This is a genomic window from Leuconostoc citreum (genome assembly GCF_007954785.1).
GTDB classification, from domain to species: domain Bacteria; phylum Bacillota; class Bacilli; order Lactobacillales; family Lactobacillaceae; genus Leuconostoc; species Leuconostoc citreum.
Map to the genome: position 1 here is coordinate 338,396 of NZ_CP042410.1, position 14,963 is coordinate 353,358.

Sequence of the window (14,963 nt, forward strand, 5' to 3'; positions counted from 1 at the left end):
AAGGAGAAGTATGATGCGTCGATTATTTGATGAAGAATTAGCTGATTTGGATAACTCATTTACTGAAATGGGTATGCTTGTTGCACAAACGATACAAAAGTCCGTGCAATCATTTGTCGATCATGATCGTGAAGGGGCAAGAGCCATTCTTGATAATGATCACCAGATTAACGAACGAGAAGCAGCAATTGAAAAGAAAACCTTTGAGATGATTGCTTTGTATCAACCAGTGACAACTGATTTGCGTGAAATTGTGACTATCTTAAAAGCAGTCTCTGTTCTTGAAAGAATGGGTGATCAGGCCAGAAATATTGCCAATTCAACGATTCGCGTGAAGGGGACAAAACATATTGCCAACGTTGAAGAAAAACTTGGTGAAATGGGAACACAAGTAGCTAAGATGGTTTCTGCAGTCATGGATTACTATGTTAAAAATGATGCACTTGGTGCTGAATCAATTGCTGAAGAAAATCAATCATTATCAAAGCGGGCAGCACAAGTGCGTTCAGATTCAGTTGAAGGCATGAAAGAAGATGCTGAATTAGTTGATTCGGCAGCTGATTATCTGGTTATTGCTGGTTATCTCAAGCGTATAGGTGACTATACTACTGATATCGCTGAGTGGATTGTTTATAAGCGCACAGGTAAAATCATTGAGTTAAACCCAGGTTATAATTACTTTATTTAATATTATTTTACGAGATGAATGACTGAACGCTAAGTTTAGTCATTTTTTGTTTATCAGACGTCTTTTTGGTATAATGAAACTACTGGCACGAGTGAATAAGTGCATTGCAACAATGCGTTAAGCGCTTACACTAGTCAATGAAGGGAGGCTTCAATGCGTTTTCTTGCACGATTAGCAACAACAATGTTGGCCTTCTTAGTTATCGGCGCGTTATTTCCAAACGGATTTAGAGTTGATAATTGGTTAACTGCACTCGGGGCGGCGTTAGTGTTAGCAATATTAAACACCATTATTAAGCCGATCTTAGTGTTGCTTACCTTACCGCTAACGATTCTTACATTTGGCTTATTCACAATAATTATTAATGCCGTAATGCTTGAATTGACTGCCGACTTGGTTGGTGGATTCGATTTTGAAAGTTTTGGATGGGCAATTTTAACAGCAATTATTTTATCAGTTGTGAATACTATTTTAACAACTGATGTGTATATGGATTCAGGAAGATAACAGCATGGCACAAAATTCAGTTACAGTAAAACAGTTAGTGGACAATACACGGTTAGAAATTGTCGCTGGCAATCAATATTTAGAACGGCCAATTACAACATCAGATATTTCACGACCTGGCTTGGAAATGACAGGTTATTTTAATTATTATGCTCCTGAACGTGTGCAATTATTGGGTATTACTGAAACATCGTTTTCTGAACGTATGGGGCATGAAGAATTGTTGATGGTTTATCGACGTATGGCTGATGCTGCGACACCAGCATTTGTCGTTTCTACCGGTTTGCCAATCAGTGATGAACTCAAACAAGCGGCTGATGAAGCAAAAATTCCTATATTAACCTCAACGTTGACTTCATCACGAATTCTATCTAATATGACATATTATCTCGGTGGACAACTAGCACCACGTGAAAACGTTCACGGTGTGCTGATAGATGTCCACGGATTAGGTGTTTTGATTACTGGTGATGCGGGTATAGGAAAAACTGAAGCAGCGCTAGAACTCATACAACAAGATAAAGCACGTTTGGTCGCTGATGATCGCGTTGATATTTATCAAGAAGATGAAGAGCGTTTAATTGGTGAGCCCAATGGTGTGTTACGCAATATGATGGAAGTGCGTGGTGTTGGTATTATTGATGTTCAACAAGTATATGGTGCCGTTTCAGTACGATCACACGCAACGATTGCCTTAAACATTCATTTATCAAATGGTAAGATTGGTGAAGCTAATTTTGACCGACTAGGGAATGATAACGACACATTAGAAATTTTGGGTGTCAAAATTAAGCGTATGGTCGTACCGGTCACACCGGGGCGAAATACAGCCAGCGTGATTGATGCCGCTGCGGTTAAGTTCCGTACAGCTAATATGGGTATTGACGCACTCAAAACGTTGGAAGAGCGAATGTCTGCCGAAATGATTAAAAACGAAAAGAAAGACTTGGAGAACAAAAATGACTAAAATTGCTGTGCTGGGCGCTGGCTCATGGGGGACAGCACTAGCCAATACTGCTGCTGAAAATGGTCATGATGTTCGCTTATGGACGCACCACTCTGATCAAGCAGTAGAAATTAATCACAACAAAACAAATACAAAATATTTACCAGATGCAACGCTCTCAGAGCAGTTATTTGCTACTGATGATATGGCAGTTGCCGTAAAAGATAGTGATATTGTGTTATGTGTTGTTCCAACTAAGGCTGTACGGGAGGTTGCTAAACAGTTGGCTGATACACTGGCACAGTTAAATCACCAGGTTATTTTGGCACATGCGACAAAAGGACTTGAGCAGGGCACTTATAAACGCATTTCTGAGATGTTATCGGAAGAAATACCGGAAACCTACCGTTCTGCATTAGTCGTTGTATCTGGCCCATCACATGCAGAAGATGTTATAACACATGATTTGACAGCAGTTTCTATTGGTGGAAGTGATGAAAATGCAACTAAGCTGCTACAGCGCGTGTTGTCAAACAAAACGTTTAGAGCTTATACCAATCATGACTTACTTGGTTCCGAATTGTTTGCTGCATTAAAAAATATTGTTGCTATAGGATCAGGTGCTTTAGTTGGTTTAGGTTACGGTGCAAATGCACAAGCTGCGCTTTTGACTAGAAGTTTAGTTGAGATGCGTCAGTTGGGCCTAGCAATGGGGGCACAAGAAAAAACATTGTATGAACTAGCCGGTATCGGTGATTTAATTGTGACGGGCATGTCACCAAATTCTCGTAACTATCGTGCTGGCTTAGGATTAGGTCAGGGAAAAAGCTTAAAGCAAGTGTCTGATGACATGGGCATGGTAATTGAGGGTGTCAACACAACGAAAGCAGTATATGATTTTTCACAACAGTACCATGTGGACATGCCGATTACCAAAGCAATTTATCAGGTTTTGTATGACAATAAACCGTTATCTGAAGCCATTAATGATTTGATGTCACGGCCTTTGAAATCTGAAGACGCGTTGTAACTATGATGAAGTGTTAAGAAAGAGAGTAAACTATCATGAAACCAGTACGTAAAGCAGTTATTCCAGCCGCAGGATTAGGCACACGTTTCCTGCCAGCAACAAAGGCACTTGCCAAAGAGATGCTCCCAATTGTTGATACGCCAACAATTGAATATATTGTGCGTGAAGCCATCGCCTCAGGAATTGAAGATATTGTGATTGTTGATGGTAAGTCAAAGCGCTCAATTGAAGATCATTTTGATTCTAATCCTGAACTAGAGAATAATCTGCGTGAAAAAGGTAAAGATGAACTATTAAAGATTGTTCAAGAAACTACCGATATTAACATGTACTTTATTCGTCAGTCACATCCGAATGGGTTAGGCGATGCTGTTTTGACTGCAAAAGCTTTTATCGGCGACGAGCCATTTGTCGTGTTACTAGGTGATGACTTAATGCAGGATGAAGTACCACTCACAAAGCAACTAATAGAACGTTATGAAGAAACTGGCGAATCAACGCTAGCGGTTATGAAGGTACCACATGATCAAGTTTCTGAGTACGGGGTAATTGATCCAGCTGCTGAAGCTTCTGATGGTTTATACCGTGTTAAGACATTTGTGGAGAAGCCTAAGCCAGAAGATGCACCATCTGATTTGGCGATTATTGGTCGCTACTTGTTGACACCAGAAATTTTTGAAGAATTAGAAAATACGAAACCTGGTAAAGGTAATGAAATCCAATTGACTGATGCAATTGATTCTTTGAACAATCGTCAACACGTTTATGCACATGAATTTAAAGGTAGCCGATATGACATCGGATCTAAGATTGGTTTCTTAGAAACTAATATTGAATTTGGTTTGAAGCATCCACAGACACGTGATCAGTTGCGTGCTTATATTAAGGAATTAGCTGCAAAATTATAAATTGATACCACATTGTCAGTGTAAACATTTGATTAGACAAAGACCGTTGTTTTGTGTAAAATTATACTAATAAAAGGTAAGTAAAGTGAGGCGTGTCAAATGGCAGATTTAAAACGATATGATGTTATCATAGTGGGTGCTGGACCAGCAGGAATGACAGCGGCGACGTATGCGTCACGGGCTAATTTGTCTGTGCTGATGTTAGACCGTGGTATTTATGGTGGCCAAATGAATAACACTGCTGACGTTGAAAATTATCCCGGATTTGATACAATTCTTGGACCGGATTTAGCTGAAAAAATGTATGCGTCTTCTACTCAATTTGGCGCTGAATATGGCTTTGGTAGTGTGGAAAGTGTTGAATTGCAAGGACAAGACAGGATTGTTCATACAGATATGGGCGACTATGTGACGAAAGCAATTATTATTGCCACAGGTTCAGAACATATTCATTTAGGAGTTGATGGCGAAGAACAATACCAAGGACGTGGTGTGAGTTATTGTGCCGTTTGTGATGGGGCCTTTTTCCGTGATGAGGATGTGTTAGTTATCGGTGGTGGTGATTCAGCTATTGAAGAGGGTCTCTATCTTACTAATTTAGCCAAATCAGTTACTGTATTGCATCGCCGTGATAAGTTACGTGCACAGCAAATTATTCAGGATCGTGCCTTTGATAATGAAAAAATGGCATTTCGGTGGCATACAGAAGTACTGAAAATCACTGGAGACGATGAAAAGGTAACTGGTGTAGATGTTATTAATAACCAAACACAAGAAGTGTCGCACATTGATGCCAGCGGTATCTTTATATATGTTGGCTTGATGGCAAATACACAAGGGTTTGAAAATCTCAATATTACAGACAGCGAAGGCTGGATTCTAACCAACGAAAAAATGGAAACGACCATTCCGGGTGTCTTTGCTGTTGGTGATGTTCGTGCAAAGACATTACGTCAGATTACAACAGCAGTTGGCGATGGTGGTATTGCTGGACAGGCAGCTTATGACTATATTAGTAGTTTGCCATCTGTCAATGAGGCAACAACCAACGTAAAAGCAAATTCTTAGAATTTGCTTTTTTTGTTAAATTTAATAAGCTTTATTTTATCTTGTTTTTTTCTCATAAATAGTTGCTATAGACAGTTTTTATATGATTTGAAAAACTTATGAAAATTCATGTAAATTAACATTACTATTTTCATAGTGGAAAACGTTTGACAATTGAGGTGCAAGCGGTTACAATTATTTGTGTTGACTTGCACAAAGAAATTTTAATACAAAAAGGAACCGGTTCTATTTTAACGAGAACTGAAGGAGAGAATCATGAAGAGTCAAGATAAATGGATTACTAAAGTTGCTTTCTTAGGTATTTCATTCATGTTAACTAGTGCGTATGCCATTAACGGGGCACTACCACAGATGACTAAATCATTAGGTGTTTCGGCGACAGAAGTACAGGCGCTTGCAACAACACCCTCAATCGTTGTCACAGTATTTGTACTGTTAAGTTCGTTCATTGCTGCTAAACTAGGCGACAAAAAGACAATTATACTCGGTATGTTACTTGTCGGCTTTGCTGGTATCGTGCCATTTTTCGTCTCATCGTATGCAGCAATTTTAGTTTCTAGAATGGTATTGGGCGCTGGCTTTGGTATTTTTAATTCACTAGCAGTCTCAATGATTGCCGTGATGTATCAAGGGCAAACACGTGCCACGATGTTAGGTTGGCGTGCCGCCGTGGAACAAATTGGACAAGCTGTGTTAACTTTTGTTGCAGGCTTATTGTTGAATTTTGGCTGGCATACAACGTTCTTAGTTTATCTTTTAGCTTTCCCAATCTTATACTTATTCTACGTTCGTGTACCAGATACGACAGAAATGTTGGCAGAGGCAGAAGAAAAGCAAGGAAAAGCTGCTAAAAAAAGTCTAGAAGGACCGAAAAAAATTAGTCCAGTTGTTTGGATATTAACTTTATTTGCAGCTTTCTTAGTTATTGATTACATGGCTATTCAACTTAGCTTTCCATTCATGGCACAGAGTCTAGGCGTAAATGGTATGGTTGTGTCAACAATTTTGTCCTTCATGTTGGTGGCTGCAATGGTTGGTGGCATAGTATATGGCACAATCCAAAAACTGTTTGGACGTTTTACATTACAAGTGGGCTTGATTTTGATGGCCATTTCCAATTACCTAGTCGCTTTTTCAAACCATAATTTTGTTATGTTAACGATTGGTGTACTGCTCATTGGCTTCCCAATGCAATTGATTTCACCATTTATTTTTAGTCAATTACCTAATCTAGCACCACTTAAGAAACAACCATTTGTGACATCAATTATTTTGATTGGTTTTAACGTTGGTGTCTTCGTTGAACCGTTTATTATTTCATTTTTGGCCGGCATTATGGGCAATCATACAAGTAATGTTGCAGCGGCGGCATATACAACAATTCCGCTGCTCGGTGTCATTCTATTAATTATTGCGGTGATTACTTTTTTCACTAATCGTAAGCGCTCGGCATAATGACAGAGCACCTGCGCTGCTAGACGGCGCAATATAAATAGTCTAAGTTTATAAAGTTTACAACTGTGTTTTTAAAAGGAGAACAAAAAACATGAAAAAGCTTACCAATGAAGCAATGCTAATTACATATGCTGACTCACTTGGAAAGAATTTAAAAGAATTAAATCAAGTTTTGTCAAATGAACTTGATGGTGTTGTTGGTGGTGTCCACGTGTTGCCATTTTTCCCTTCAACAGGTGATCGCGGATTCGCCCCTGAAGAATACGAAACAGTCGACCCAAAGTTTGGTGACTGGTCAGATATCGATAAGTTAGCAGAAAAATATTACTTGATGTTTGATTTCATGTTGAATCATATTTCACCACAATCAAAGTATTTCCAAGACTTCTTAGAAAAGAAAGAAGCATCAGAATATTATGACATGTTCTTGAAGTATTCTGAATTTTGGCCTGAAAACCGTCCTACTGAAGCTGATATTGATTTGATTTACAAGCGTAAGGATAAGGCACCATTTGCACCCGTAACATTTGCTGATGGTACAACCGATCAAGTATGGAACACTTTCGGTGACCAACAAATGGATTTGGATGTCACTAAAGAAGTAACTAAAAAGTTCATCAAAGACTCATTGGTTAATTTGGCACATCATGGTGCATCTGTTATTCGTTTAGATGCCTTTGCTTATGCGATTAAAAAGTTGGATACAAATGATTTCTTCGTTGAACCGGAAATTTGGAACATCTTAGATGAAGTTCGTGAAATCCTGGCAGCGGAAGGATCAGAAGTGTTGCCAGAAATCCATGAACACTACAAGATTGTCCGTAAGATTACTGAACATGACATGTATTCATATGACTTTGCTTTGCCATTAATCACGTTGTATTCATTGTACTCAGGAAAGACAAATCGTTTAGCTGATTGGTTACGTCAAAGCCCAATGAAGCAGTTTACAACCTTGGATACACACGATGGTATTGGTGTTGTTGATGCTAAGGACTTGTTGACACAAGAAGAAACTGACTTTACAACTGAAGAAATGTACAAAGTTGGTGCCAACGTTAAGAAGATTTTCTCATCAGCAGCTTATAACAACTTAGACATTTACCAAATTAACACGACTTATTACTCAGCATTAGGAAACGATGACGCTGCTTACTTGCTAGCACGTGCAGCTCAAATTTTTGCACCAGGTATTCCACAAATTTATTATGTTGGTTTGCTTGCGGGTGAAAATGATATTGAGTTACTAGAAAGCTCAAAAGAAGGCCGTAACATTAACCGTCATTATTATGATTTGGCTGAAATTGCTGAAACAACAAAGCGTCCGGTTGTTTCAAACTTGTTTAACTTGCTACGTTTCCGTAACACAAGCTCAGCGTTTGATTTAGATGGTATAATCGATGTGGTCAATGATGGTGAAAACGAATTGACAATCACACGTACGTCTGCAGATGGTAAGACAACAGCTGTGTTGGATGCTAATTTTGAAACAAAACAATTTACTGTAACAGAAAATGGTGTTGAAATTTTCGCTACAAAGTAAAGACGTCAAGAAAAGCGCCTCGGCGCTTTTTTGGTATAATAGAGGCAAATAAAGGATAACGTTATGCTCATACTTGCTTCTAATTTACCTCACTTTTTAACAGATATTCTTTCAGCGGATAATCCGTTTTCAATGACTAAGCTCGTGATTCTTTTTTTGCTTATTTTTATTGAGACAGCAGGTATTGTGACTGGTTTCATACCAGGGGACACAATATTAACCACTGCTGGTGGACTTGCAGGAACACATCATAATTTCGGCGAATTAATGGCTTATATTGCTATTTTTTCACTGGCTTCTTTTTTGGGCGATGCCGTCAATTATTGGTTCGGTGCCTTTTTGATGAAACAGATTAGTAAAATCCCGTTTTTAAAGCGACACCTACAGGGAGAAATGTTAGATAAATTAGCTACTAATTTTCATCCAAAGCGTTGGCTATTATTTGTTGTTTTAGGACGCTTTTTACCTTTCATTCGTGTTGTTGTACCGCTATTAGCAAGAAGATTAGGACTGCCATTTGTGAGCTATATTCGCATGTCGGCTTTTGCGAGTGTATTGTGGTCTGCAGTCATTGTTTCTGCAGGATACTTCATTGGACACCTAGATATACCGTCAGATATGCTGTTAATTATAGTTGTAGGCATAGCGATCGTCTTTATCGTGGCTTTAAGAATCCCAAAATTTAGACAAGCAATCGTTAACTTGTTTGTTCGGAAATAATCAAATTTTGTTATAATAAAGCTAGAATACACATAGGAGAAAATCATGAGCTATCAAGAACAATTAGCAAAATGGGAAGCAGCAGTTTTGCCAGAATATTTGGCCAAGGATTTGGCGCACTATACACCTGAAGAGCAAGAAGATGCGTTTTACCAGAATTTGAGTTTTGGTACAGCTGGCATGCGTGGTGTTTTGGGTGCCGGCACAAATCGTATGAATATTTACACAGTTCGTCAAGTCACTGAGGCATTAGCGCGTTATATTGACGCCCAGGGCAATGCTGCAAAGACTAGTGGTGTTGTTATCAGTTTTGATTCGCGACACTTTTCACCAGAATTTGCTTCAGATGCAGCGCAGGTTTTATCTGCACATGGTATTAAAGCCTATTTGTTTAGCAGTTTACGACCAACACCGGAGTTGTCTTTTGCTGTACGCGAACTTGGCACATTTGCGGGCATTATGATTACAGCATCGCACAATCCTAAAGAATATAATGGCTATAAAGTATACGGAGCGGATGGTGGACAAATGGTGCCAGAAGCTGTTGAGGCGGTTGTTTCAGAACTTGAAAATATACAAGATGTCTTTACGATCGCTTTAGATGAATCAAATGCGCATGTGCAAGTTATTGATTCAGAAATTGATGATAAGTATTTAGCTAACGTTGCCACAGTAACGGTTAACCCAGAGTTGGTTGCTAAGGAAGGGGCTTCGTTGAAATTTGTTTATTCACCGCTACATGGCACAGGACAGTATATTGGTGAAAAAGCACTACAACAAGCTGGTTTTACAAACTATACCATTGTAAAAGAGCAAGCGGTGATTGACGGAGATTTCCCAACAGTTAAGAAGCCAAACCCAGAAGATGCAGCAGCCTTAGTTATGGCTATTGATTATGCTAAGCGTGAAGGGGCTGATGCGGTTGTGGCGACTGATCCCGATGCAGATCGTATGGGAGCAGCTGTCAAATTAGCTGATGACACATTCCAAGTCTTAACAGGGAACCAAATTGCGGCTGTGCTTGTGAATTATCTTTTGACGGCAAAGAAAGAAACAAATACATTACCAGAAAATGGTGCTATTGTGACTTCAATTGTTTCTTCACGTTTTGCTTCTAAAATCGCGACTAGTTTTGGGGTAACAACAGCAGACGTCTTGACAGGGTTCAAGTACATTGCTGCAACGATTGATGAGTATGAAGCAACTAAATCACATCAATTCTTATTTGGCTTTGAAGAGAGTTTTGGTTACCTGGTTAAGCCATTTGCCCATGACAAGGATGCTATTCAAGCTCTTGTGTTATTTGCTGAAGTAGCAGCATATTATAAGTCACAAGGCAAGACGTTCGCCGACGGCCTACAAGAGTTATTTGAAAAGTTTGGTTACTTTGAAGAAAAGACAATTAGCCTAGACTTTCCAGGGATACATGGCAATGATGAAATGTCAGCCATTATCAGTAAGTTCCGTAATGAACAGCCGAAGACAATTGGTGGTGTGGCAGTCAATCGTGTACAAGATTTTTCAACGGCAACTGAAACATCAGCAGGCGGTCAACAAAAAACATTACCACAGCCAAAAGCTAATGTCTTGAAATATTGGTTAGCAGATGGTTCTTGGGTGGCTGTGCGTCCTTCAGGTACTGAACCAAAATTGAAATTCTACATTGGTGTTGAATCCGATAGTCAAGCGACATCACAAGCTAAAATTGATGTTATTTCGGAAGATTTGATGCGCTTTGCAAAGTAATTCTGGACAAGTAATAAGTTATTTGATATAATTAAAAAAGCCGTAATGGCAATATTAACGATAATCCGCTGTGCGTCAAGCCTAAGGGCAAGTGTAAGATTGTCGACTAGGAGAATGACCAATGCGTCAAAATACTATTTTAGAGAATGTGACATCAGCACAATTGCGTTCTGATATTCCTGAGTTCCGTGCCGGTGATACAGTTAAGGTTTATGCCAAAATTGTCGAAGGTTCACGTGAACGTATCCAATTGTTTGAAGGCGTTGTCATCAAGCGTAAGGGTTCAGGTATTCAAGCAACATATACTGTTCGTAAGATTTCATCAGGTGTAGGTGTGGAACGTACTTTCCCATTACATTCACCTCGTGTTGAAAAGATTGAAGTTGTACGCTTTGGTGCGGTTCGCCGTGCTAAGTTGTACTACTTGCGTGCTTTGCAAGGTAAAGCCGCTCGTATCAAGGAACGTCGTCGCGACGTATAATCCTAAAAAGGCACCCATTGCGGGTGCTTTTTTACTACAATTTTTATGCCACTACAGCTCAAGTATAGCGGTGGTCTGTGTAATATTTGCGTAACACAATAGCAAAGGTATTGATATGGATACCAATCTCTGAGGGTATATAATAGTTACATACTCGAATAATATTTGAGTTTCATTACTCCCCTAGTAATGTTTCAATCAGCCCCCCAATTACTGATTGATTTTAATGATAGCGCGAGCTATCTTCCCTCTGACCATTGCCCTCTTCGGTCAGAGGGATTTTTTTGTGCCGACTGCTGAAAAACGAACTTATGTTCGCTTATTGATGTTATAATGTTGATATGGCAGAATTCTTAATAACAACTGATTTAAGGAAAATATTACACGTTGACATTGATGCTTTTTATGCGCAAGTAGAAATGCGGGATAATCCTGAGCTGCGCAATCGGCCACTAATAATTTCGCGTGATCCTGCAGAAACAGGTGGACGTGGTGTGGTCGCGACGGCTAATTATGTTGCACGAGCGCTAGGTGTGCACTCTGCCATGAGTGCAGTTGAAGCACGGCAGTTAGCGCCAGAGGGCGTCTTTCTATCGCCAAATTTCAAAAAATATAGGCAAGTATCAAAAACGATTCATCACATTTTTCACACGTTTACCGAAAAAATTGAACCCGTTGCACTTGATGAGGCTTATTTAGATATGACAGATTCACACTTGTCTGGGGCGAGTATAGCCGCACAAATTAGACATCAAATTTTAAAAGAAACGGGTTTGACCAGTTCAATAGGTATTTCACACAATAAGTTACTTGCTAAGCTAGGATCCGAGTTTAACAAACCAAATGGTGTCACGGTTATTACACACGATAACATGTTGTCCTTTTTAGCTGAACTACCGATAGGCGACTTTCGTGGGGTAGGTGCGAAGACAAAAGCAAAATTTTCAGTGTTAAAAGTTGAAAATGGATTACAATTACGTCAATTACCTAAAGAAACACTGAGGGGATTGTTTGGTAAGATGGGTGAGAACTTATACTGGCAAACACGAGGCGTGCATTTTGGGGAAGTGCAGTGGCAACGTCAGCAACAGTCAGTGGGAAAAGAAGCTACTTTTAGGTATTTTATCCACAATGAAATTGATGTCCATAAAGCCTTTAAGCAACTAGCCAATGAGATGATAGCCGCTTTAAAAGGAAAACAATTAACCGGACGTACATTAAATATCAAAATAAGAGATGATGCATTTAATACAATTACGCGTGCGATCACTAGAGAAACACCATGGCCATTATCTGAAACACTCATAACACAAACGGCTCAGAGTGTGTTTGAGGAAGTTATTCAAACACCTTTTTCAGTAAGGTTGCTGGGCTTGTCTATTAGTAACTTACAATCGAGTACATTTGAAGAAATGACATTGTTTTAAACATGGTATACTTATTGAAGGCGTAATGAAGCAGATAAATGATTACGATTCAGAAAGACGAATTAATGGCACGAATTGAAGAAGAAATTTTAACACAAATTAAACGATATGATACGATTATTATTCATCGGCATCAACGACCAGATCCTGATGCGTATGGCTCACAATTAGGATTAAAGGCTATTTTACAAGCTAGTTTTCCGAAAAAGAAAATTTATGCAGTTGGTAAGGCCGTAGCAGGCTTGTCATGGATGTCACAGGATGAAATATTTATGGATGACATACCTGATAAGGCATACAACAATGCGTTAGTAATCATGGTTGATACAGCAAATGCACCTCGAATTGATGATCAACGGTGGCCTAATGGTTTAGAAACAATTAAAATTGACCACCATCCAAATGACGAACCTTATGGCGATTGGCAATGGGTAAAAGAAGGTCATTCGGCAACGAGTACTATGATTTACGAATTTTACGAAGTGTTGAAAGATCAAGGCTTGGTTATGAATGCCAAAGCCGCACGACTACTTTATACAGGTATTGTAGGTGACACTGGCCGCTTTATGTATAGCATGGATAAAGAAACATTCCGTGTTGTATCAGAGCTTTTTAATTATGATTTTGATTATGAGGCTGTTCTTTACAATATGACAACTATGACAGAGAATGCTGCCAAGTTATCAGGCTATGTACTGCAAAATTTGACGATTCTACCATCAGGGTTTGCTTATATCATTTTAACGAATGAACTAATTGCTTCATATAACTTACGTGACGCTGGAACGGCTTTTGTTGTGTCGTTGCCGTCAAAAATTGATCAGGTGAAAGCTTGGGCGATTTTCGAGGAGCAAGATGAGGGTAATTACCGAGTAAGATTACGTTCACGAACAGTTGTGATTAATAAAATTGCTAACCAATTTGAAGGTGGTGGGCATGCAATGGCCTCAGGTGCATGGGCACAAACGACAAACGATATTACGCGCCTAGTCGACATGGTTGATGGGAAATTAATGGCAGAAAATCACATGACAGATAAAAGTAAATAACATGATATGTATTGAAAGCAGAGGAAATTAATGGCAGAAAAAGCAAATCAATTTGGACAATTTAATTTAAAATCAGACATTATTTCAGCACTAACAGCTATTGGTTTTATACAACCAACTGCAGTTCAGGCTAAATTAATCCCGGCCGTTTTACAAGGGCACGATGTTGTTGGCCAGTCGCAAACAGGTTCAGGTAAGACGCATACTTTTTTGATTCCAATTATTAATCAGTTGGAGCAAGGAAAGAATTACGTACAAGCGGTAATTACAACACCTTCGCGTGAACTTGCTGCACAAATTACAAAAGCGGCGAAGCAGTTTGCTGATAAGTTGCCTTACGAGGTAACAATTTCGGAATTTGTTGGTGGCACAGATAAGCTACGACAAGTTAAACAACTGGAAAATAATCAACCACAGATTATTATTGGGACACCAGGGCGTATAAAAGATTTAGTTTCCTCTGGTGCGCTAAAATTGCATGCAGTTAAAACATTAGTTGTTGATGAAGCGGACATGACATTGGATATGGGTTTCTTAAATGAAGTGGACTATATTGCAGGTGCTATGCCAGAAAAATTGCAAACGCTAGTTTTCAGTGCAACCATGCCAGAAAAACTCAAGCCGTTCTTAAAAAAATATTTGGATAATCCTAAATTCGAAGCAATTCCTGTTTCAACTGTTATTGCCGAAACAATCGACAACTGGTTGCTAGCTACAAAATCAAAAGATAAAAATGATGTCATTTATCAGATCCTAAGTATTAGCAATCCCTATTTAGCACTTGTTTTTGCCAACACAAAGGATCGCGCTAAAGAGATAGCTAGCAATTTACGTAGTAAAGGCTTAAAAGTCGCTGAGATTCATGGGGATATTGAGCCAAGAGAACGTCGGCGTGTCATGAAAGCGATTCAAAACTTAGATTATCAATATGTTGTGGCAACTGATTTAGCAGCTCGAGGTATTGATATTGAAGGTGTATCGCATGTGATTAATGATGATATACCTGGTGAACTTGAATTCTTTGTTCACCGTGTTGGCCGTACAGGGCGCAATGGTATGCCAGGATTGGCAATTACCTTGTATGGACCAGATGAAGAAGATGAAGTAGTAGAGCTTGAATCATTGGGAATTGATTTTAAAGCAAAACAAATTAAAGATAATCAAATTATTGATGTTAAAGATCGTCGTGCACGTAAACAGCGTGTGGCAACGACTAAAAAGCTTGACCCAACAATGGTTGGCATGGTTAAAAAGAAAAAGAAAATTGTTAAACCAGGTTATAAGCGACGAATTAAATCAGCTATTCAACGTAAGAACCAAATGGATCGACGTATTTCTCAACGTGAAGAAATGCGTGCAGTGCGTAAGGCTAACAAAAAACGTGGTGACGCATAA

Annotated in this window: 14 protein-coding genes; all 14 read left to right on the top strand. The window is 39.1% G+C overall.

The window, feature by feature from the left end; translation table 11 throughout:
- The first annotated feature begins 13 nt into the window (after nucleotides 1-13).
- The 14 genes from phoU to FGL72_RS01710 all read left to right on the top strand — a co-directional run bounded on the left by phoU (nucleotide 14) and on the right by FGL72_RS01710 (nucleotide 14,963).
- Nucleotides 14-688 (top strand): phosphate signaling complex protein PhoU, encoded by a 675-nt coding sequence (gene phoU / locus FGL72_RS01645; protein WP_004901946.1) that lies wholly within the window; start codon nucleotides 14-16, stop codon nucleotides 686-688.
- A gap of 153 nt (nucleotides 689-841) precedes the next feature.
- Nucleotides 842-1,195 carry a phage holin family protein gene (locus FGL72_RS01650; RefSeq protein ID WP_146992394.1) on the top strand — a complete coding sequence of 118 codons (354 nt, stop codon included), beginning with the start codon at nucleotides 842-844 and terminating at the stop codon, nucleotides 1,193-1,195.
- A gap of 4 nt (nucleotides 1,196-1,199) precedes the next feature.
- Entirely contained in the window at nucleotides 1,200-2,162 is a 963-nt protein-coding gene (gene hprK / locus FGL72_RS01655; RefSeq protein ID WP_004901943.1) for an HPr(Ser) kinase/phosphatase, read from the top strand.
- Entirely contained in the window at nucleotides 2,155-3,171 is a 1,017-nt protein-coding gene (locus FGL72_RS01660) for an NAD(P)H-dependent glycerol-3-phosphate dehydrogenase (RefSeq protein ID WP_146992397.1), read from the top strand. The genes hprK and FGL72_RS01660 overlap by 8 nt, the downstream gene beginning before the upstream one ends.
- 35 nt (nucleotides 3,172-3,206) lie before the next feature.
- Entirely contained in the window at nucleotides 3,207-4,079 is an 873-nt protein-coding gene (galU, locus tag FGL72_RS01665) for a UTP--glucose-1-phosphate uridylyltransferase GalU (protein ID WP_004901937.1), read from the top strand.
- A 99-nt stretch (nucleotides 4,080-4,178) separates the two neighbouring features.
- Entirely contained in the window at nucleotides 4,179-5,147 is a 969-nt protein-coding gene (trxB, locus tag FGL72_RS01670; protein ID WP_146992399.1) for a thioredoxin-disulfide reductase, read from the top strand.
- Nucleotides 5,148-5,402: 255 nt separating this feature from the next.
- On the top strand, nucleotides 5,403-6,602 hold the full coding sequence (locus FGL72_RS01675; RefSeq protein WP_146992401.1) for an MFS transporter: 1,200 nt from the start codon (nucleotides 5,403-5,405) through the stop codon (nucleotides 6,600-6,602).
- A 91-nt stretch (nucleotides 6,603-6,693) separates the two neighbouring features.
- On the top strand, nucleotides 6,694-8,145 hold the full coding sequence (gene gtfA / locus FGL72_RS01680; RefSeq protein WP_146992404.1) for a sucrose phosphorylase: 1,452 nt from the start codon (nucleotides 6,694-6,696) through the stop codon (nucleotides 8,143-8,145).
- Nucleotides 8,146-8,208: 63 nt separating this feature from the next.
- Entirely contained in the window at nucleotides 8,209-8,865 is a 657-nt protein-coding gene (locus FGL72_RS01685) for a DedA family protein (RefSeq protein WP_146992406.1), read from the top strand.
- Between the two features lie 45 nt (nucleotides 8,866-8,910).
- Nucleotides 8,911-10,611, top strand: a complete 1,701-nt coding sequence (locus tag FGL72_RS01690; protein ID WP_146992407.1) for a phospho-sugar mutase — start codon at nucleotides 8,911-8,913, stop codon at nucleotides 10,609-10,611.
- Nucleotides 10,612-10,732: 121 nt separating this feature from the next.
- The gene (gene rplS / locus FGL72_RS01695; protein WP_004901922.1) at nucleotides 10,733-11,092 is read left to right on the top strand and encodes a 50S ribosomal protein L19; all 360 of its coding nucleotides are present in this window, start codon (nucleotides 10,733-10,735) and stop codon (nucleotides 11,090-11,092) included.
- Between the two features lie 341 nt (nucleotides 11,093-11,433).
- Nucleotides 11,434-12,519: a DNA polymerase IV gene (gene dinB, locus FGL72_RS01700; RefSeq protein ID WP_146992409.1), complete on the top strand. Its 1,086-nt coding sequence runs from the start codon at nucleotides 11,434-11,436 to the stop codon at nucleotides 12,517-12,519.
- A gap of 65 nt (nucleotides 12,520-12,584) precedes the next feature.
- Nucleotides 12,585-13,568 (top strand): DHH family phosphoesterase, encoded by a 984-nt coding sequence (locus tag FGL72_RS01705; RefSeq protein WP_146992955.1) that lies wholly within the window; start codon nucleotides 12,585-12,587, stop codon nucleotides 13,566-13,568.
- A 30-nt stretch (nucleotides 13,569-13,598) separates the two neighbouring features.
- Nucleotides 13,599-14,963: a DEAD/DEAH box helicase gene (locus tag FGL72_RS01710; protein ID WP_004901919.1), complete on the top strand. Its 1,365-nt coding sequence runs from the start codon at nucleotides 13,599-13,601 to the stop codon at nucleotides 14,961-14,963.